Origin of the sequence: Streptomyces odontotermitis (assembly GCF_050510915.1) — a bacterium.
Lineage (GTDB): Bacteria > Actinomycetota > Actinomycetes > Streptomycetales > Streptomycetaceae > Streptomyces.
Genome location: NZ_JBNJLS010000003.1, coordinates 546455 through 564410, shown reverse-complemented (window position 1 = coordinate 564410; position 17956 = coordinate 546455). Strand labels below are relative to the sequence as shown.

15 protein-coding genes are annotated in these 17956 nt (G+C 72.2%); 4 read left to right on the top strand and 11 right to left on the bottom strand.

Annotated elements, in window-relative coordinates:
- Positions 1 to 156: 156 nt before the first annotated feature.
- From ACQB60_RS13255 to ACQB60_RS13245, 3 genes are all read right to left on the bottom strand, one after another.
- A complete protein-coding gene (locus ACQB60_RS13255; protein ID WP_496926115.1) occupies positions 157 to 921 on the bottom strand; it encodes an LPXTG cell wall anchor domain-containing protein in 765 nt (254 codons plus the stop codon).
- A gap of 313 nt (positions 922 to 1234) precedes the next feature.
- Complete coding sequence (locus tag ACQB60_RS13250; RefSeq protein ID WP_496926114.1) at positions 1235 to 1750, bottom strand: ATP-binding protein; 516 nt, start codon at positions 1748 to 1750, stop codon at positions 1235 to 1237.
- A 314-nt stretch (positions 1751 to 2064) separates the two neighbouring features.
- Positions 2065 to 2442 (bottom strand): STAS domain-containing protein, encoded by a 378-nt coding sequence (locus ACQB60_RS13245; protein WP_496926113.1) that lies wholly within the window; start codon positions 2440 to 2442, stop codon positions 2065 to 2067.
- Positions 2443 to 2692: 250 nt separating this feature from the next.
- Here ACQB60_RS13245 and ACQB60_RS13240 point away from each other — a divergent pair, with 250 nt between their 5' ends.
- Positions 2693 to 3643, top strand: a complete 951-nt coding sequence (locus ACQB60_RS13240; protein WP_496926112.1) for an RNA polymerase sigma factor SigF — start codon at positions 2693 to 2695, stop codon at positions 3641 to 3643.
- A gap of 92 nt (positions 3644 to 3735) precedes the next feature.
- Here ACQB60_RS13240 and ACQB60_RS13235 read toward each other — a convergent pair whose 3' ends face one another.
- The 6 genes from ACQB60_RS13235 to hutU form a co-directional block, all read right to left on the bottom strand.
- Positions 3736 to 4422, bottom strand: a complete 687-nt coding sequence (locus ACQB60_RS13235; RefSeq protein WP_496926111.1) for an aspartate/glutamate racemase family protein — start codon at positions 4420 to 4422, stop codon at positions 3736 to 3738.
- Positions 4423 to 4464: 42 nt separating this feature from the next.
- Complete coding sequence (locus ACQB60_RS13230) at positions 4465 to 4683, bottom strand: hypothetical protein (RefSeq protein ID WP_496926110.1); 219 nt, start codon at positions 4681 to 4683, stop codon at positions 4465 to 4467.
- Between the two features lie 610 nt (positions 4684 to 5293).
- Complete coding sequence (gene hutI / locus ACQB60_RS13225; protein WP_496926109.1) at positions 5294 to 6487, bottom strand: imidazolonepropionase; 1194 nt, start codon at positions 6485 to 6487, stop codon at positions 5294 to 5296.
- 6 nt (positions 6488 to 6493) lie between these two features.
- Positions 6494 to 7873 carry a formimidoylglutamate deiminase gene (locus ACQB60_RS13220; RefSeq protein WP_496926108.1) on the bottom strand — a complete coding sequence of 460 codons (1380 nt, stop codon included), beginning with the start codon at positions 7871 to 7873 and terminating at the stop codon, positions 6494 to 6496.
- On the bottom strand, positions 7870 to 9096 hold the full coding sequence (locus ACQB60_RS13215; RefSeq protein ID WP_496926107.1) for an allantoate amidohydrolase: 1227 nt from the start codon (positions 9094 to 9096) through the stop codon (positions 7870 to 7872). Before ACQB60_RS13215 ends, ACQB60_RS13220 begins: the two co-directional genes overlap by 4 nt.
- A 131-nt stretch (positions 9097 to 9227) precedes the next feature.
- On the bottom strand, positions 9228 to 10946 hold the full coding sequence (gene hutU / locus ACQB60_RS13210; RefSeq protein ID WP_496926106.1) for a urocanate hydratase: 1719 nt from the start codon (positions 10944 to 10946) through the stop codon (positions 9228 to 9230).
- A 115-nt stretch (positions 10947 to 11061) separates the two neighbouring features.
- Between hutU and ACQB60_RS13205 the strand changes: the two genes are divergently transcribed.
- Positions 11062 to 12468 carry a type III PLP-dependent enzyme domain-containing protein gene (locus tag ACQB60_RS13205; RefSeq protein ID WP_496926105.1) on the top strand — a complete coding sequence of 469 codons (1407 nt, stop codon included), beginning with the start codon at positions 11062 to 11064 and terminating at the stop codon, positions 12466 to 12468.
- Between the two features lie 87 nt (positions 12469 to 12555).
- Positions 12556 to 13914, top strand: a complete 1359-nt coding sequence (locus ACQB60_RS13200) for an APC family permease (RefSeq protein ID WP_496926104.1) — start codon at positions 12556 to 12558, stop codon at positions 13912 to 13914.
- A 22-nt stretch (positions 13915 to 13936) separates the two neighbouring features.
- Here the strand turns inward: ACQB60_RS13200 and ACQB60_RS13195 are convergent, their stop codons facing one another.
- Positions 13937 to 14770 carry a MurR/RpiR family transcriptional regulator gene (locus ACQB60_RS13195; RefSeq protein WP_496926103.1) on the bottom strand — a complete coding sequence of 278 codons (834 nt, stop codon included), beginning with the start codon at positions 14768 to 14770 and terminating at the stop codon, positions 13937 to 13939.
- Positions 14767 to 16302 carry an aromatic amino acid ammonia-lyase gene (locus tag ACQB60_RS13190; RefSeq protein WP_496926102.1) on the bottom strand — a complete coding sequence of 512 codons (1536 nt, stop codon included), beginning with the start codon at positions 16300 to 16302 and terminating at the stop codon, positions 14767 to 14769. The genes ACQB60_RS13195 and ACQB60_RS13190 overlap by 4 nt, the downstream gene beginning before the upstream one ends.
- A gap of 175 nt (positions 16303 to 16477) precedes the next feature.
- Between ACQB60_RS13190 and ACQB60_RS13185 the strand changes: the two genes are divergently transcribed.
- The gene (locus ACQB60_RS13185) at positions 16478 to 17908 is read left to right on the top strand and encodes a purine-cytosine permease family protein (RefSeq protein WP_496926101.1); all 1431 of its coding nucleotides are present in this window, start codon (positions 16478 to 16480) and stop codon (positions 17906 to 17908) included.
- The last annotated feature ends 48 nt before the right edge of the window (positions 17909 to 17956 follow it).

Genomic DNA, 17956 nt, shown 5'->3' with positions numbered 1-17956 from the left:
GCAACCGGTCCGGCGGGCGGATCAGCACCCGGCCCGACGACCGGTTCGGCGATCGGTCCGACGCCCGGCCCGGTGGACCTCGACCCGGCGTGCGCAGGCCGGTGTTCGCCCCGCCCCGTCACTGCGCGGCCGCGGCGCCCACCGGATCCCCCGCGCCTACCGGGTGCGGGCCGCCTGGTGCCTGCGGGTCAGCCAGAGCGCGCCCGCCGCGCCCGCGAGCAGCACCGTGCCGCCGAGGGTGCCGAGAGCGATCGCCGAGTCGGCCGGTCCGGTCTGCGGCAGCTCGCCGCCGGACGGGGAGCTCTGCGAGCCGCCCGAGGCCGAACCGCCGCCGCCCGTGGCGCCGCCGGAGCCGGAGTTGTCGGAACCGCCCGAGCCACCAGAGCCGCCCGAGCCGCCCGAGCCGCCCGAGCCCTTGACGTCCAGTTCGAGGGAGGGCTTGGGGCTGCCCTTCGGAGTGCAGGTCGTGGTGGTGCCGAGCGCCTTGATGGTGAGGACGCCCGCGGTGAAGGTGACCTTGCCGCTCTTCTTCGGGGTGTAGGTACCCGACAAGTCACTGATCTTGATGGGGGTGTTGGCCGGAATCGCCTCCGCGTTGGGGGCGCCGGACACCGGGACCGTGCCGCTCTCGGCACCGCCCAGCTTGATCAGGGCGCTGGGCTTCATCGCGCCCTTGCCGAGCTCCACCGGGCTGGAGGAGACGCCCTTCTGGAAGGACATGGTGAGCTTGTAGCCGCTGCCGCTCTTGACGCTCTTGATGTCGATCGGCGAGACAGCGCCCTTGTTCCCGATGGGTGTCTTGCACTGGTAGTTGACATCCTGGACGGTGGCCTGCGCGGCAGGGGCGGCCAGGAGCACCGCTGAGCCGCCGGCCAGGGCGGTGGCAAGCGCGAGCGCGGCCGAGCGTTTTGTGTACGACACCTCGTGTTCCCCTCATGCCGGTCGTGGCGTGCCGACGGGTGCGGAGGTTACTGACGGCACATCAGATTGGGCGCTCAAGGTACGCCCGGGGCCTTGCCGAGGGAAGACAAAAGACGCGCCGGATCTGTGCCGATCCGGCGCGCGTGTGACGCATGGTGTGAAGCCCGGCGTAAACCGGGGGTAACACAAGGGGGGACTGGGCGGGGGCCGGGCGGGTCGCGAGTGAGGGCCCTGGGCGGGGCCGGGCGGGCCGCGAGCGAGGGGCCCCGGGTGGGGCCGGGCGGGCCGCGAGCGAGGAGCCCCGGCGGGGACCCTAGGCGGGCGCGCCCAGCTCGGCCCAGACCGTCTTGCCGCCGGCGCCGGGGGTCCTGACCACGCCCCAGTCCAGGCAGAGCCGCTGCACGATGAACATCCCGTGCCCGCCCGGGCGCCCCGCGCGGTGCGGGGTGCGCGGCGCCGGCTGGCCCGCGCCCCGGTCGGAGACCTCTATGCGCAGCACCTTCTTGTCGCAGGAGAGCCAGAGCTCGTCGGGCCCCTCCGCGTGCAGACAGGCGTTGGTGACGAGTTCGGAGACGACAAGGAGGACGTCCTCCGCGGCGGCCCGCTGGTCGGCGCTCGCGGCGGGCAGCCAGCCCCAGGCGTGCAGCGCGTCCCGCGTGAAGTCGCGCGCGAGCGGAACGATCCCGCTGGCGCCGTTCAGGTTCAGCCTGCGGACCGGGCGCCCCTGGCCGCCCGCGCGAGCGTCCTGGCCGCTCGTGGGAGCGTCCGCGACGGCAGCCTCGGGCTCCGGGCCACGGTCGCCCGGCGAGTAAGGCCGGGTGGTGCTCATCAGCGCTTCACCTCACCGCGTTCTGAACTGCTGGCTGATCAACTGCCGACTGATCGACTGCTGGCTGGTCGACCGCTGGCTGCTCGCCGCTCTGACTGTTGACTTGAGGACCATCAAGGACGGATCCAGGGACTCTCCTGCCCGAAGGGACCGTGAGAACACCCACTGATTCGGTACGCGGCATGTGACGCTGGTAACGCCCTGATCACGCAGTGACAACTGACACGTAACTTCTGCGCCCGGCGCCGCCCAACCCCGCCCGTACGCTTCTGTGCGCCCCGTCCGCACCCTCTCCCCCGTCCGGTCCGCGGCCTCTAGTCGGGCCTGTCCGACAGGGCGGCCGCCAGCGTGTCGTGCACGGCGAAGACGGCCTCCGCGCCGGTGATCTCGAAGACCCGCGCCACCACCGGCTGCATCCCGGCGAGATGGACGCGGCCTCCCTCGGCCTCGGCCTTGAGCCGGGCACCGAGCAGCACGTTCAGGCCGGTGGAGTCGCAGAATTCCAGGCGAGAGCAGTCCACGACGAGCCGCACGAGCCCTTGGGCGATGCAGCTCTCCAGTGGCTCGCGCAGCAGATCGGCGGTGTGGTGATCGAGCTCACCCACCGGTGTCACGACCGCACTGCGGCCCTCTTGCCGCACCTCGACCAGAAGCCGGCCCCTGTGTGCGCTGCCGACCGTCCCGCGGTCCATGCCGTCACTCTCTTCCGACCGTCGTGGCTGTTGATGACGCCCCTGAACATTACGCCCTCCCTACGCCCCGGGGTACCCGAACATCCCCCCGAATTCGGACATTTCGCCGCAGAACGCACTTGCGACTGAGGCGCAGAACCGGGTAGGGGTAGAAGAGACACCACTCGACACGGACGGCTTTGGAGGCGCCGCACACCGCAGTGCACGTATTGGCATCGGCAGCCATATGCCGAGAACGATGGAGGACACCATGTCACCCCGGCTCGACGAATCGCATACTGACCAAGCGACGTCGACACCCCCGCCGAACCGCTTCGCGACCGAGATCCCGGCTCCTGCCCCCGAAGCCCTGCCCCTGAACGGCGAGAGGCTCACCGGACCCGCCGACATGGCGGACCTCACGGACCTCCCGGAGATCCCCCCTTACGACGAAGTGGCACCGCTGGACGCGCGGGCCCTGTCCAAGACCCTCTTCGAGCGCATGGAGTCGCTGGAGGAAGGCACGCACGAATACGCGTACGTCCGCAACACCCTCGTCGAACTCAACCTCGCGCTGGTCAAGTTCGCCGCCTCCCGCTTCCGCTCCCGCAGCGAGCCGATGGAGGACATCATCCAGGTCGGCACCATCGGCCTGATCAAGGCGATCGACCGCTTCGAGCTGAGCCGAGGCGTCGAGTTCCCGACCTTCGCGATGCCGACGATCGTCGGCGAGATCAAGCGCTTCTTCCGCGACACCAGCTGGTCGGTGCGCGTCCCGCGCCGCCTGCAGGAACTCCGTCTGGACCTCGCCAAGGCGGGCGACGAACTCGCCCAGCAATTCGATCGCGCCCCCACGGTGGGCGAGCTCGCCGAGCGCCTGGGCATCTCCAACGAAGAGGTCGTCGAGGGCATGGCGGCGTCCAACGCCTACACCGCCAGCTCCCTGGACGCGCAGCCCGAGGAGGACGACTCCGAAGGCGCCCTCGCCGACCGCATCGGCTACGAGGACCACGGCCTGGAGGGCATCGAGTACGTCGAGTCGCTCAAGCCGCTGATCGCCGATCTGCCCCCGCGCGACCGCAAGATCCTCGCGCTGCGCTTCGTCGCCAATATGACGCAGTCGGAGATAGGCGATGAGCTGGGCATCTCACAGATGCACGTGTCCCGTCTCCTGTCGCGGACGCTGACGCGGCTGCGGAAGGGGCTGACGGTCGAGGAGTAGCGGCGTGCCGCGCTGCGCCTTTGACCGGCTGCTCACTGAACGTCCTTGTGGGGCCCGCCCGTTACGGTCGGCGGGCCCCACACGTGTGTCTGTCAGAGGGCAGCCTCGACGGCCGCTTCGACGTGCAGCCGGGTGGTGGGGAACACGGGAACGGGGCTGTGCTCGGCCTGGATCAGCAGCTCGATCTCGGTGCAGCCGAGGATCACGCCCTGCGCGCCCCTCCGCACGAGGTCCGCGATGACCTCTTGATACGCCGCCCGCGACTCCTCGCGTACGACGCCCAGGCACAGCTCCTCGTAGATGACGCGGTGCACGGTGGCGCGCCCCGCCGCGTCGGGCAGCACCACCTCAAGCCCGTGCGCGGCGAGCCGGTCCCGGTAGAAGTCCTGCTCCATCGTGAACGCGGTCCCGAGCAGCCCGACTTGGCGCACGTCGGCCGCGCGTACGGCCTCGGCGGTGGCGTCCCCGAGGTGCAGCAGCGGTACGGACACGGCCGCGCTCACCTGGTCGGCGACCTTGTGCATGGTGTTCGTGCAGATGAGCAGGAAGTCGGCCCCGGCGGCCTCAAGTCCCTTGGCGGCGGCGCCCAGTACGCGCCCGGCCTCGTCCCACTCCCCCGCGACCTGCAGCCGCTCGATCTCGGCGAAGTCGACGGAGTGCAGCACGATGCGGGCGGAGTGCAGCCCGCCGAGCCGCTCGCGTACGAGTTCGTTGAGGAGCCGGTAGTACTCGGCGCTGGACTCCCAGCTCATGCCGCCGATGAGGCCGATGGTCTTCATGGGGCCAGCATGCCGCACACTCTGGGTTCTTGAGAGAGGCCCTCAGCCGCGCAGAGCCACGCCATGAATGACGGCGGGCCCGTAGTCGACGCCTTCCAGCAAGGCCAGACCACGACCGCCCTCGTCGCCCCCGGCGGCCTCGCGTCGCACGGGGCAGGTGCAGGGGTCGGGGTCGGTGACCGCCACGCGGATCGGTCCGCCGCCGCGCACGCCGGTGAGGCGGACCGTCACGGGGGTGCCCTCGCCGAGGTGCCGGATCACGTTGCTGAGCAGTTCGCTGACGCAGAGCTGGGCGTCGGGGTGGGGGCCGTAGGGGGGTGCCCGCTCAGAGCACGACGGAGTTCGGGGACGGCCTTGGGGACGGCGAGGAGGTCCAGCTCGAAGTCGAAGGGGTCTTGCATGGGTACGCCCTTCCGAGCGCTCTGTGATGGTGCGCAAGGACATTGACGGCTCGGCGAGCGCCCCCGCCTTCTACGGCAAGGAGCTGCGCTGGAAGCGGGAGGCGGCGGGCCGCACGCATGTGGGTGCGCAGCCATCGCCCCGAGTGCCGGCTCAGCCCTCCGGCCGACAGCCGGAAGGAAGCCTCGCCCATCGCCCCTGAGGAAGTTCTGGAACGTGGCTGGGCTCAGGACTTCGCGCGAGACGGAGCCGTAACCGTCTACGGGAAGCGCAACCTCTGGGGCGAGCTGGTCGGTGCGTACAGCGCGTGGCGCCTTGCAGGGCAGCCGCGCACCACAGACGCTTCGGGCTCACCTACGACGACGCGGGTGATCACCTCTGGCTCGACCATCCGGCCAACATCCTGCGATCCGGGCGGCAGCTCAGGCAGCCGTTGCCCCAGCCGCTTCGCAGAGCTACCCCGACAGGATCGTCAGCCCTGGCGGAGCCCCCGCCGCCAGACCTCCCCCACCAGCGGCACCCCCGGCCGGTAGGCCAAGTGCACATGGCTCGGGGCGTCGAGGAGGGCCAGGTCTGCGCGGGCGCCCAGCCCCAGGTGGCCGACGTCCGTGCGGCGCAGGGCCGCCGCGCCGCCCGCCGTGGCGGACCAGAGTGCCTCGTCGGGGGTCATGCCCATGTCCCGTACGGCGAGAGCGATGCAGAAGGGGACCGAGGACGTGAAGGAAGAGCCCGGGTTGCAGTCGGTGGAGAGGGCCACCGTCGCGCCCGCGTCGAGGAGCCGGCGGGCGTCGGGCCAGTCAGCCTTCGTGGAGAACTCCGCGCCCGGGAGCAGCGTCGCCACCGTGTTGCCCTGGGACAGGGCGTCGACGTCCGCGTCCGTCAGGTGCGTGCAGTGGTCCGCCGACGCCGCGTCCAGTTCCACGGCCAGCTGGACGCCGGGACCGTACGAGAGCTGGTTCGCGTGGATGCGGGGGTGCAGCCCCTTCGCCTTGCCCGCCGTGAGGATCGCGCGGGCCTGGTCGCCGTCGAACGCGCCCTTCTCGCAGAAGACGTCGATCCAGCGGGCGTGCGGGGCGCAGGCGTCCAGCATCTCGCCGGTCACCAACTCCACGTAGGCGGCGGGGTCCTCCGCGTAGTCGGGCGAGACGATGTGTGCGCCGAGGAACGTCACCTCGTCCGTGTGCGCCGCCGCGATGCGCAGCGCACGCGACTCGTCCTCCGTCGTGAGGCCGTAGCCCGACTTCGTCTCGAACGTGGTCGTGCCCTGGCGCAGGGCCTCCGCCAGGTAGCGGGTGAGGTTCGATTCCAGTTCCGCATCCGTCGCCGCGCGCGTCGCCGCCACCGTCGTACGGATGCCGCCCGCCGTGTAACTGCGGCCCGACATGCGGGCGTTGAACTCCTGCGTGCGGTCGCCCGCGAAGACCAGGTGGGAGTGGGAGTCCACGAAGCCGGGGATGGCGGCGCGGCCCTGCGCGTCGTGCACCTCGTCCGCCGCCGGGACCTTCGCCGTCGGGCCCACCCAGGCCACGCGCCCGCCCTCCAGGACCAGCGCGGCGTCCCGCAGCAGGCCCAGCGGGCCCTCGCCGAGCGACGGGTCGTTCGTCACCAGCGAGCCGATGTCGGTGATCGCGGTCGTGGCCGTAGCTCCAGCCGTTGCCGTTGCCATCCCTGCTTACCCCTGTTCCTTCAACTCTGCGATCGTGCGCGCCAGTTCACCGGGCACGTCCGGGACCAGCTCGTGCACCCCGTCCCGTACGACGTGCCGTCCCCCCACCACCGTGTGCCGGACGTCCGCCGACGTCGCCGCGAACACCGCCGTCTCGGCGGCGAGGCGCGGGACGGGGCCCGCTGTCCGTACGGAGTCGAGCGCCACCGTCGTCAGGTCCGCGAGCGCGCCCGCCTCGATGACGCCCGCGTCCTGCCAGCCGAGCGCCGCGTGCCCGTCCGCCGTGGCCGCCCGCAGCAGCGCCGCCGCCGTCCAGTGGCCGCGCGTGTGCGAGCGGAGGCGTTCGTTCAGCTCCATCGCGCGCGCCTCCTCCAGGATGTCGATCACCGCGTGGCTGTCGCTGCCCAGGGAGAGGGGGCTGCCCGCGCGCTGGAGGGCCACCGCCGGGCCGATGCCGTCCGCCAGGTCGCGTTCCGTCGTGGGGCACATGCACGTGCCCGTCTCGGAACGGCCGAGGAGGGTGATGTCCTCGGCGGATACGTGGGTGTTGTGGATGCCCGTCGTCCGCACACCCAGTACGCCGTGGTCGGCGAGGAGCTGTGTGGGGGTGCGGCCGTGGACCGCCTGGCACGCGTCGTTCTCCGCCGTCTGCTCCGAGAGGTGGACGTGCAGGGGGGTACGGCGGGCCTCCGCCCACTCCACCACCGTGCCCAACTGGGCGGCGGGGACCGCTCGTACGGAGTGGACGGCCGCGCCGATGCGGGCGTGCGGGCGGTCCTTCAGGCCCTCGACGCGCTCGGCCCACGCCTGTGTCGTGCCGTCCGAGAAGCGGAGTTGGTGGCGGTTGGGGGCCTCGCCGCGCGTCGCCGTCTTCAGGCCCGACGCCACGTACGCCGTGTCCAGGAGCGTGATGCGGATGCCCGCGTCCGCCGCCGCCTGGATCAGCGCCTCGCCCATCGCGTTGGGGTCGCCGTAAGGGGTCCCGCCCGGCTGGTGGTGCAGGTAGTGGAATTCGCCGACCGTCGTGATCCCGGCGAGGGCCATCTCCGCGTACACCGCGCGGGCCAGCGCGTGGTACGTGTCGGGGGTGAGGCGGTCCGCGACCGAGTACATGACCTCGCGCCACGTCCAGAACGTGCCCGAGCCCACCTGGACCGTGCCGCGCAGCGCGCGGTGGAAGGCGTGGCTGTGGGCGTTGGCGAGGCCGGGGAGGGTCAGGCCGCGCAGGACCGTGGCGCCGGGCGGGGGTGTCTCGGCCCCGGTGCGGACGGCCGTGATGCGGTCGCCCGTCACCTCGACCGCCACGCCCGGCTCGACATTCGTGTCCAGCCAGGCGTGCTCCAGCCAGTACGTCTGGTCTGCCCGCTCCGTCTGTTCCGTCGTCACCTGCAGGCCAGCCCTTCCAGTACGTCGGCGAGTGCGGTCACCCCGGCCACGCAGTCGTCCTCGGCGGCGAACTCCGCCGGGGAGTGCGAGACGCCCGTGGGGTTCCGTACGAACAGCATGGCCGTGGGGATGGACGCGGACAAAATACCCGCGTCGTGTCCGGCGCCCGTGCCGAGGACGGGGACCTGCCGCTGTCGTCCAGCACCCAGGATCGCGCCCAGTTCGTCGCGGAGCGCGTGCGCGAACTCGACGACCGGCGTGAAGGACTCCCGTACGACATCGAGGTCGATGCCGTGCCGGTCCGCGTACTCGCGGGCGGCCTTCTCGACCGCGGCCGTCACCGTGTCGAGCGCCGACTGGTCGGCGGCGCGCGCGTCCAGCCAGCCGCGGACCAGCGACGGGATGGCGTTGACGCCGTTCGGCTCGACGGCGATCTTCCCGAACGTGGCCACCGCGCCCGCGAGTTCGGCCTCGCGGCGGGCGGCGAGGACCGTCTCCGCGTAGCTCAGCATCGGGTCGCGGCGGTCGACCAGGCGGGTGGTGCCCGCGTGGTTGGCCTCGCCCCTGAAGTCGTACCGCCAGCGGCCGTGCGGCCAGATGGCGGAGGCGATGCCGACGGGGTCACCGGAGAGGTCGAGGGCTCTGCCCTGTTCCACGTGCAGCTCGATGAACGCGCCGACGCGGGCGAGGCGTTCGGGGTCGGGGCCGATGACCGCCGGGTCGTACCCGGCGCGCTCCATCGCCTCGGGGAGGGTCGTCCCGTCGGCGTCCGTGAGCTTGTACGCCGCTTCGCGGGTGAGCTGCCCCGCGGTGAGGCGGGAGCCCACGCAGGCGAGGCCGAAGCGGGCGCCCTCCTCGTCGCCGAAGTTGGTGAGGGCGAGGGGGCGGGTGAACTCGGCTCCGCGGGCGCGGAGTTCGTCGAGGGCGGCGAAGGCGGAGACGACGCCGAGGGGGCCGTCGAAGGCGCCGCCGTCGGGGACGGAGTCGAGGTGGGAGCCGGTGACCACGGCGTCCCCCGCGGTGGGGTCGCCGAGCCAGGCCCACTGGTTGCCGTTGCGGTCCAGCTCGCAGGTGAGGCCGCGGGACTCGGCCTGGTCCTTGAACCAGGCCCGGCAGTCGGCGTCGGCGGCCGTCCACGCGTAGCGGCGGTAGCCCTTGGACTCGGGGTTGCGGCCGAGGGGGGCCAGGTCGGCCCACATCTCGGTGAAGGAGGGAGGGTTCATTTCCCCAAGCCCGCCCCTACCCGGATCCCGCGGCTCCGCCGCCCTGGGGCGCCCGTCCCGGGGCGGCGCCCCTGGCCCCCCATCGGCCTGGGCGGCCTCGCCCTCAATCGCCGGACGGGCTCCATGGGAGCTCACTTGTCGTCGCCCTCCCGCATCGGCACCCGCACACCCTTCTCGTCCGCCACCCGCTCCGCGCCCTCGTACCCCGCGTCCACGTGCCGGATCACGCCCATCCCGGGGTCGTTCGTCAGCACCCGGCGGATCTTCTCGCCCGCCAGCTTCGTGCCGTCCGCCACCGAGACCTGGCCCGCGTGGATGGAGCGGCCCATGCCGACGCCGCCGCCGTGGTGGAGGGAGACCCAGGAGGCGCCCGATGCGACGTTCACCATCGCGTTCAGGAGGGGCCAGTCGGCGATCGCGTCGGAGCCGTCCAGCATGGCCTCCGTCTCGCGGTAGGGGGACGCCACCGAGCCGCAGTCCAAGTGGTCGCGGCCGATCGCCAGCGGAGCGGCCAGCTCCCCGCTCGCCACCATGTCGTTGAAGCGCTCGCCCGCCTTGTCCCGCTCGCCGTAGCCGAGCCAGCAGATGCGCGCCGGAAGGCCCTGGAAGTGGACCCTCTCCCCCGCCATCTTGATCCAGCGGTGCAGGGACTCGTTCTCCGGGAAGAGGTCGAGGATCGCCTTGTCCGTCTTGTGGATGTCGGACGCCTCGCCCGACAGCGCCGCCCAGCGGAACGGGCCCTTGCCCTCGCAGAAGAGCGGGCGGATGTAGGCGGGGACGAAGCCGGGGAAGGCGAACGCGCGCTCATAGCCCGCCAGTTGGGCCTCGCCGCGGATCGAGTTGCCGTAGTCGAAGACCTCGGCGCCCGCGTCCATGAAGCCGACCATCGCCTCGACGTGCCGGGCCATCGACTCGCGCGCGCGGGTCGTGAAGCCCGCCGGGTCCTTGGCCGCCGCGTCCGCCATGTCCTCGAAGGCCACGCCGGTGGGCAGGTACGCCAGCGGGTCGTGGGCCGACGTCTGGTCCGTGACGATGTCGATGGGGGCCGATTCGGCGAGCATGCGCGGGAGCAGGTCCGCCGCGTTGCCGAGCAGGCCGATGGAGAGCGGGCGGCGGGCGTCGCGCGCCTCGACCGCGAGCTGGAGCGCGTGCTCCGGCGAATCGGCCTGCACGTCCAGGTACTTGTGCTCGATGCGGCGCTCGATGGCGCGCGGGTCGCAGTCGATGCAGATCGCCACGCCGTCGTTCATCGTGACGGCCAGCGGCTGGGCGCCGCCCATGCCGCCGAGCCCGGCGGTCAGGGTGATCGTGCCCGCGAGCGTGCCGTTGAACTTCTTCGCGGCCACGGCCGCGAACGTCTCGTACGTGCCCTGGAGGATGCCCTGCGTGCCGATGTAGATCCAGGAGCCCGCCGTCATCTGGCCGTACATGGTGAGGCCGAGCTGCTCCAGGCGGCGGAACTCCTCCCAATTGGCCCAGTCGCCCACGAGGTTGGAGTTGGCGATGAGGACGCGCGGGGCCCACTCGTGGGTCTGCATGACGCCGACGGGGCGGCCCGACTGGACCAGCATCGTCTCGTCCTGCTTGAGGGTCTTCAGCGTGCGCACCATCGCGTCGAAGGAGCGCCAGTCGCGGGCCGCCTTGCCCGTGCCGCCGTAGACGACGAGCTTGTCGGGGTGCTCGGCGACCTCGGGGTCGAGGTTGTTCTGGAGCATCCGGAGGGCGGCCTCCTGCTGCCATCCCAGGGCGCTCAGTTCCGTACCGCGCGGGGCTCGTACGGGGCGAGAAGAAGGGGGCGGCCCGGAGGGCCTCGGTTGAGGGCGGTGGTGGGAGACGGGTGGGACTGACATGGGGGTGCCTCCTCGCTGCGACTGTCACCTTGATATTCACATCCTGGTGGAGTGAATAGGGCTAGTCAATGGATACGGACGGCGGGCTCGGCCTTCGAATGGTTGTCTGGACCACATGGGCCTCGACGACGTGACACAGCAGCTCGGCACCGCCACCCCTGTCCGGACGGATGCCGTTCCGCCCACCACGGCACCCCTCGCCGCCCGGCGCGACCAGGCCGTCCGCGCCGCCGTGGAGCAGGGGCTCGTCGGACCCGCCGTCCCCCTGGTGGGACTGCTCGACGTCACCGGGATCCGGGCCGGCGCCGCCGCCCTGCGCGCCGCCTTCGACGAGGTCGTCGCGCCCGGGACACCGGTGCTGCACGCCTTCGCCGTGAAGGCGACCCCGCTGGTCCCCGTCCTGCGGCTGCTGCGCGACGCCGGGATCGGCGCCGAGGTGGCGAGCCCCGGCGAGCTGGCCCTGGCGCGGGCGGCGGGCGTGCCCCCGGCCCGTACCGTCCTGGACTCCCCCGCCAAGACCCCCGCCGAGCTGCGCGAGGCCCTCGCCCTCGGCATCGCCGTGAACGCGGACAACCCGCAGGAGCTGGCCCGCATCGACGCCCTGGTCCAGTCGGCGCCCAGCCGCTCCCCGCTCGGCCTGCGCGTGAACCCGCAGATCGGGGGCGGCTCGATCGGCGCCCTGTCCACCGCCACCGAGACCTCGAAGTTCGGGGTGCCGCTGCGGGACGAGGGGGCGCGCGAGTGGATCGTGCGGGCCTACCTGGACCGGCCGTGGCTGACCCGGCTGCACGCGCACTCGGGGTCGCAGGGCATGCCCCTGGAGAAGATGGTCCGGGGCGTCGCCGCCACGTACGAACTGGCCGAGGAGATCAACGAACGGGCCGGGCGGCGGCAGGTCGACACCCTCGACATCGGCGGCGGCCTGCCCGTCAACTTCGGTTCGGACGAGGAGAGTCCGACGTTCGCGCAGTACGCGCGCCGCCTCAAGTCCCGGGTGCCGGGGCTGCTCGACGGGCGGTACGGCCTGGTCACGGAGTTCGGGCGCGCGCTCCTCGCCAAGCACGGCACGGTCCTTGCGCGCGTCGAGTACGCGAAGGAGGCAGGCGGCCGCCGCATCGCGGTGACGCACGCGGGCGTGCAGGTGGCGGCGCGCACCGTGTACGCGCCCGAGGCGTGGCCGCTGCGCGTCGCCGCGTACGACGCGTCGGGGCGCCCCAAGAGCGGGGCGGCGGTGGGGCAGGACGTGGCGGGGCCCGCGTGCTTCGCGGGCGACCTGCTGGCGGAGAACCGCCCGCTGCCGGTCCTCGAACAGGGCGATTACGTCGCCGCGCTGGACACCGGCGCGTACTACTTCGCGCACCACTACGCGTACAACAGCCTTGCCCGGCCCGGGATCTACGGGTTCACGGCGGAGCCCGGGGGCGCGGCGAAGTTCGCGGTCGTACGGGCGGCGCAGACGCTCGACGAGATCGTGGCGGAGTCGGGCGGCGGCACGGACAAGAACGCCCTGCGCCGGCTCTGAGGTTCCTCAACTCCCGCATGGCGACGCGGCTCACGGGCAGACCTTCCCCTCCAGGCCCGTACGGGCCCGCTCTCGGGGGAGGTTCCTGTGACGACATCGGACACGCCCACCACCGCACCACCGCCCGTGGAAGAACCCGCACTGCACCGCGCCATCGGCCCCAAGCTGCTGATCCTCTTCGTGGTCGGCGACATCCTCGGCACCGGCATCTACGCCACCACCGGCAAGGTCGCGGGGAAGGTCGGCGGCGCGCTGTGGGTGCCCTTCGCGATCGGGTTCGTCGTGGCGATCCTGACGGCCGCGTCGTACGTCGAACTGGTCGGCAAGTACCCGAAGGCCGCCGGGGCCGCGCTCTACACGCAGAAGGCGTTCAAGACGCCCTTCCTGACCTTCATCATCGCCTTCATGGTGATGTGCTCGGGGCTCTCGTCGGCGAGCGCGGCGGCCCGCGCCTTCAGCGGCGACTACCTCGGTGAGCTGACGGACGACGCGCTGCCGCCGACCCTCGTCGCGATCGCCTTCATCGTGCTGCTCGCGGCGCTGAACATGCGCGGCGTCTCGGAGTCCGTGAAGACGAACGTGGTGCTCACCCTCGTGGAGCTGACCGGCCTCCTGATCATCCTCTCGATCGGCGCGTACGCGGTCCTGACGGGCGACGGCGAGCCGTCGCGGCTGACCGAGTTCGAATCGGACGGCACCGGATACGCCCTGCTGACCGGGGTGTTGGGGGCGACGGCGCTCGGCTTCTTCGCCTTCGTCGGCTTCGAGGACTCGGTGAACATGGCCGAGGAGACCAAGGACCCGGTGCGCACGTTCCCGCGCGCGATCTTCATCGGGGTCGCGGTCACCGGCACGATCTACGTCCTGGTGGCCCTGGTCTCGTCCCTGCTGGTCGACTCCAGGACGCTGGAGGGTTCGAGCGGCCCGCTCCTGGAGGTCGTGAGGGCGGGCGGCGTCGACTTCCCGCACAAGCTCTTCGCCGTGATCGCCCTGTTCGCGGTCACCAACTCGGCGCTGATCAACATCATGATGGCCTCGCGGCTCTGCTACGGCATGGCGGGCGAGCGCATCCTGCCGCGCGCGATGGGCCGCGTCCTGTCCGGGCGCCGCACCCCGGTCGTCGGCATCGTGTTCGTCTCGCTGCTCGCGATCGGCCTGGTGTCGACGGGCGAGATCGAGGGTCTCGGCGACACCACGGCGTTCCTGCTCCTGTGCGTGTTCGCGGTGGTCAACGTCGCGGTCCTGGTGCTGCGCCGCGACCCGGTGGAGCACCGGCACTTCCGCGCCCCGACGGCCCTTCCGGTGCTCGGCGCGGTCACGGCCCTGATCCTGGCGAGCCCGCTGGCGGACCGCCCGGCGGAGGTCTACATCCGGGCGGGGGTGCTGATCGCGATAGGCGTCGTCCTGTGGGTGGTCAACAACCTGGTGCTGCGCGTACGGGACTGACGCGGCCCTTGCCTCCCGCCGACTACTCCACGAACAGCCCCCGCGCCGCCGCCCCCACGTCGAACTCCTCCAACCGCGCCTGCGCGTCCGGCAGTCCGTCGCACATCGCCTCCAGCAGCACCCGTCCAAGGAGCATCGGCGCGCACGCCGTGTCGAAGGCGAGACCGGTCCCCACGGCGGCGGGGAGCAGCAGGTCCGACACCTTCGCCACCGGGGCGAACGCCGAGTCCGCCACGGTCACCACCGTGAGCCCCGCCTCCCGCGCGTACCCGAGCGTGTCCACGACCTCCTTCGGGTGGCGCGGCAGCGCGAAGCACAGCAGGGCCGTGGCCCCCGCCCGCACCGCGCCGTCGATGCGGTCGGTCAGCATCGAGCCGCTCTCGTTGAGGAGCCGCACGTCGGGGTGGACCTTGGCGGCGAAGTAGGCGAAGCCGTACGCCTGGGAGGCCGCCGCGCGCAGGCCGAGGACGGGGAGCGGCCGGGACGCCGCGATCAGCTGCCCGGCGCGCTCCACCGGGCCGGTGTCCGCGAGGAGTTCGGCGAGGTGGCGGAGGTTCTCGATCTCCGCCTCGACGGCCTGCTGGTACTCGTTGGCCGTGGCCGCCGCCGCGGGCCCGGCGGGCGCCACGTCCCGCAGGTGGCGGCGGAGCGCGGGGTAGCCGTCGAAGCCGAGGGCCACCGCGAAGCGGGTCACCGACGGCTGGCTCACCCCGGCGAGCTCGGCCAGCTCGACGCTGGAGAGGAAGGGGACGTCGGCGGCGCGCCGCACCATGCAGTGGGCGATGCGCCGCTGCGTGGGTGTGAGGCGGTGCCCCTCGAAGAGCACTTGCAGTCGCGCGGCAGGGCTGTCGCTCATGCCGTTCCCCTTACTGCCGAATCCGAGCCGAAGTCCATGGTGCCGTCCGCCACCGGGGCGTTCCCGTCCGTCGCCGGGTCCCACAGCTCCGTGAACCGGTCGAGGAGCTCCGCGGCGGCCGTCACATCATCCGTCAGCGGCCGGTCCGCGATCTCCGCGCCCAGGGCCGACTCGGCGATGTCCAGGGCCCGCGCCACCGGCAGGCCCGCCTCCGGACGCAGCTCCCGCATCCGCAACGCCCGTACGGCGGCGACGAGTTCGCACCCCACGACCAGGCGGTACGCGCGGCACGCCCGCAGCGTCTGGCGGGCCGCGAGCGAGGCGAAGCTGGCCTGCTCCTCGACGCCGCGCGAGAGCACCGCGTGGCCGAGGGACGCGGGCGCCGAGAAGGCGCGCAGGTCGCCGAGGGCCGCCCCGGCCGCGTACTCCAGGATCATCACGCCGGACGACGCCGGTTCGCCGTCCGCGAGGAAGGGGCGCAGGCGGGTGTAGGCGGGCTCGTTCAGGGTGGAGAGGCGGGAGGTCGACAGGCGGGCCACCTGGGTCACCGCGAGCCGGAAGTGGTCCAGGGCCAGGGCGAGTTGGGCGAGGTAGAAGCCGCCGTGGTGGTAGGCCGCCATGTCGTCCGGGGAGATCAGGGGGTTCTCGGCGGCCGCGTTGATCTCCACCGTGAGGACGTCCTCCAGGGCGCTCGCCGCGTCCTGCGCGGGCCCGTGGATCTGCGGGACGCAGCGGAAGCCGTACGGGTCCTGGATCCGGCCGAGCGGCGGGGTCGGCCGGTCGGGGGCGCCGAGGAGGCGGCGCATGCGCTCGGCGACCGCGTAGGAGCCGGGGTGGCGCCGGGCCTCGTGCACGGGCAGCGCGTACGCCTCGTACGAGCCGTCGACGGCGAGCAGCGAGAGCGCGGCGACGACCTGCGTCGCGGCGATCAGGCCGCGCAGCTCGTGCAGGGCGAGCGCGGACTGGCCGAGGGTGAGGGCGTTGGAGCTGATGAACGCCAACGCGTCGTTGTTGTCGAGGGGTTGGGGCTCCGGGGGTGCTCCTTCGCCCTGCCAGGGGTGTTCGCCGGCGAGGGCCAGGCCCAGCTGGGCGAGGGCGGCGATGTCCCCCGTACCGACGGAGCCGAATTCGTTGATGCGCGGGTGGGCGCCGGTCTCCAGGGCCGCGCAGAGCGCCGTGACGACGGTGGGGCGCAGGCCCGCGCCGCCCGCGAGCAGCTGGTTGGCGCGGACCGCGAGCATCGCGCGGACCTCGCGGGCGGGCAGCTCGGCGCCGACCGCCCCGGCGTGCGAGCGCAGCAGGCGCAGGCCGTGGTCGGCGGCGGCCTCGGTGGGCACGTCCTCGGTCCGGTTGGCGCCGACCCCGGTGGAGCGGCCGTAGACGCGGCCCCACGCGGCGATCTCGCGCGCGGCGTTCCAGGACGTCTCGACGCGCTTCATCGCGTCGGTGCCGGGGACCGGGCGGGCGGCCGAGTCGGCGAGGCGCACGACGTCGGCGACGGGGAGGCCGCGGCCGTCCAGGACAACGATCATGTGGGGCATTCCCTCCTCTACCGGACTTCGATCTTGCCCACCGAGCATCTGTTACCGGTGATTTACGCGCGGCCATTGACAATCTATTCAGCCACCCAGAACTCTGCATGACGATATACAGCCGGGCAAGGGGACTCCCCTCCGAGCCCGCGAGCGGCAGGGGGTGCCTGGGCGCATGGCGGCAGAAGACCTGGTGGAGCGCCGCTCCATCGACGTCGTCCCGGACGACGAACGGCACGGCAGCGCGTTCAGCCAGTTCACGCTCTGGCTCGGCGCCAACCTCCAGATCACCGCGGTCGTCACGGGCGCCCTCGCCGTCGTCTTCGGCGGCGACGTGGTGTGGTCGGTCGTCGGCCTGGTCATCGGCAACGTCCTCGGCGGCGCCGTGATGGCGCTGCACTCGGCGCAGGGGCCGAAGCTGGGGCTGCCCCAGATGATCCAGTCCCGGGCCCAGTTCGGGGTGCGCGGCGCCGTCGTGCCGCTGCTGCTCGTCATCCTCATGTACGTCGGCTTCTTCGCCAGCGGCAGCGTGCTCGCCGGGCAGGCCACCGCCGAGCTGACGCACACGAACCACACCACCGGCATCGTGATCTTCGCCGTCGTCACGGCGGTGATGGCGGCCGTCGGCTACCGCGTCATCCACGCGCTGGGCCGGGTCGCGAGCGTGATCTGCGCGCTCGCCTTCGTCTACCTCGGCATCCGCCTCATCGACCGCGTGGACCTCTCGGCGCTTCTCCACGACGCCCACTTCGACCTGCCGGTGTTCCTGCTCGCCGTCTCCCTCTCCGCCTCCTGGCAGCTCGCCTTCGGCCCGTACGTGGCGGACTACTCGCGCTACCTCCCGCGCTCCACCTCGGCGAAGGCCACCTTCTGGTGGACCCTGTCGGGCTCGGCGCTCGGCTCGCAGTGGGCGATGACCTTCGGCGTGCTGGTCGCGGCGAGCGCCGGGGACGCCTTCCTCGCCAACCAGGTCGGGTACGTCGTCGGGCTCAGCGGCAGCAGCACCGGGGCGGTCGCCGCCTTCCTCTACTTCGTGATCGCGCTCGGCAAGCTCACCATCAACGTGCTCAACACCTACGGCGGCTTCATGTCGATGGTGACGAGCATCAGCGGCTTCCGGGGCCAGCGGGCGCTCTCGCCGCGCGGCCGGGCCGCGTACATCGCGGTGATCATGGTGGCGGGCACGGCGGTCGCGCTGCTCGGCAAGGACAGCTTCCTGAGCTCGTTCAAGGACTTCCTGCTGTTCCTGCTGACCTTCTTCACGCCGTGGTCCGCGATCAACCTGGTCGACTACTACCTGATCTCCCGCGAGCGCTACGACATCCCGGCCCTCTCCGACCCGCACGGCCGCTACGGAGCGTGGCGCTGGGACGCCCTCGTCGTCTACGCGGTCGGCCTCCTCGCCCAACTCCCCTTCCTCGCCACGCACTTCTACACCGGCCCCCTGGTGGACCCGCTCGGCGGCGCGGACATCTCCTGGATCGTCGGCCTCGCGGTCCCGGCGCTCCTGTACTGGGCGCTCGCCAGGCGGAACACGGCGCACATACCGGCGGACACGGCGCACGCCCCGGCTGCCGATCAAGAACCGGTCTCGGGCGAGCGATGATCCGACGACGAATCAACCAAGGGCCGCCCAACAGCCACCGGGAGTGAC